This is a genomic window from Pedobacter sp. HMWF019 (genome assembly GCF_003061025.1).
Classification (GTDB): Bacteria; Bacteroidota; Bacteroidia; order Sphingobacteriales; family Sphingobacteriaceae; genus Pedobacter.
This window is the reverse complement of record NZ_QAIL01000606.1, coordinates 1-1,755: the sequence shown is the minus strand read 5'-3', so window position 1 is coordinate 1,755 and position 1,755 is coordinate 1. Positions and strand designations below refer to the sequence as shown.

General features: G+C 39.6%; 2 protein-coding genes. One reads left to right on the top strand and one right to left on the bottom strand.

Annotation, left to right across the window (positions count from 1 at the left end; translation table 11 throughout):
• On the top strand, nucleotides 1–582 hold a 582-nt coding region (locus DBR11_RS28675; protein ID WP_108555944.1), incomplete at its 5' end, for a class I SAM-dependent methyltransferase.
• Nucleotides 583–659: 77 nt separating this feature from the next.
• Here DBR11_RS28675 and DBR11_RS28670 read toward each other — a convergent pair.
• Nucleotides 660–1,755: cystathionine gamma-synthase family protein (locus DBR11_RS28670; protein ID WP_108555943.1), on the bottom strand; the 1,096-nt coding region annotated here is incomplete at its 5' end.

Below are 1,755 nucleotides of genomic sequence, written 5' to 3'. Positions count from 1 at the left end.
CAAGAACATTCGCAAGACAATAATACTTTAATTTTCCAGATTATAGATGCTATAGAGCAAACAACAGATCTTCAACTATTAGAAATCGGCTTTGGTGAGGGTAAACACTTCCCTTTTCTTTTTGAGAGGACTGAAGGAATCCATTATTATGGAACCGATACATCGGAAGACATGGTAAAAAAAGCAATATTGGCCCATACAGTTAAAATTAAGGAAGGCAATGCGCGATTTGTTAAAGCCAAACGAGATGGAATACTTGATTTTAAAAATGATTTCTTTGACCATTGTTTTACAGAAAATACGCTTTACTTCTGGAAAAATCCGATACCCTATTTTATGGAAATAATGCGTGTTTTGAAACCCGGTGGCAAGTTCACCCTCAGTTTTACGGAAAAAAACTCCGGAGAAAATCTTCCATGGACTCAGCTCGATTTTACCTTTTATGATGTCAAAGAAGTGCAAAAAATATTTCAGAGAACCGGTTTCAAAAATATTGCGGCAAAACAAATATCTCATGAAATCATCAATGAAAATGGAGAATTGGTAAAGAATTCTTATGTGATCATGTCTGGTCAGAAGTAAAGTAAACATAGCCTTAACCTAAATCAGGGAAGTATTGAGCATGCTTCCCTGATTTATATATATAGTACTTCTGACGATTACTTAAAAGAAGCAAAGGCATTGCCAAAATCTTCCAGAAGATCCTCAATATCCTCAATACCCACAGAAAGGCGGATCATGGAATCCGGTATGCCCATTTCATCTCTTCTTTCTTTACCTAATTCAAAGAATATAGTATGGGCCACTGGAATAGCCAATGTACGAGTATCTCCCAGATTGCTGGACTTAATCACCAGTTTCAACTCATTCAGGAAAGACAGGCAGTCAATACCGTCGGCAAGTGTAAAACTCATTAATCCACCATAGCGATGAAACAAAGCTGAAGCGCGGTCATGCTCAGGATGACTTTTTAGCCCAGGATAATATACCTGACTCACCATAGGATGATTGTTTAAAAATTCTGCCAATACCGCTGCATTATTACAAGCCCTTTCCAATCTTAAAGCAAGTGTTTCTGAACCTACGGAGATGCTATGAGCCGCCTCCGGAGAGAGTGTTCCTCCACCGTCCCGCAAACCTCTTTTTCTGATCTGCGTGATTCCTTGCATTTCAGGACGAATTTGTTCGCGTATAATTGGTGCAATGTTTGGAAAACCAAGCCAGTCAAACAAGCCTGTATCTGTTACACTACCCCCCAATGCATTCCCATGTCCACCAATGTATTTGGTCAATGAATTGATCACAAGACTTGCTTTTACTTCCGCCGGGCGAAACAAATAAGGAGATGTCATCGTATTATCTACCATATAGATAAGTTTCTTTTCTGCGCAGAAATCACCAATTGCGGCCAGATCGGAAACTTGCGTTGCCGGATTTGCTATCGTTTCTACAAATACCATTTTGGTGTTTTCCGTATAAACGTTTTTTACCTGCTCAATATCTGTTGTATCTACAAAAGAAATCTGAAGACCAAGATCAATATAAGTTTGCATCACACTCCTTGTATTACCAAAAAGATAGGAACTTGCTATAATATGGTCTGAAGCTTTCATTAAAGCCAGAATCGTAGAAGAAATAGCGGCCATTCCCGTAGAAAAAGACACTGTAGCAATGCCTTGCTCCATTTGCGACACCTTATGCTCAAGGGCGGTGGTGGTAGGATTGCCTTGGCGGGAATAGGCATAGCCCTTGGCT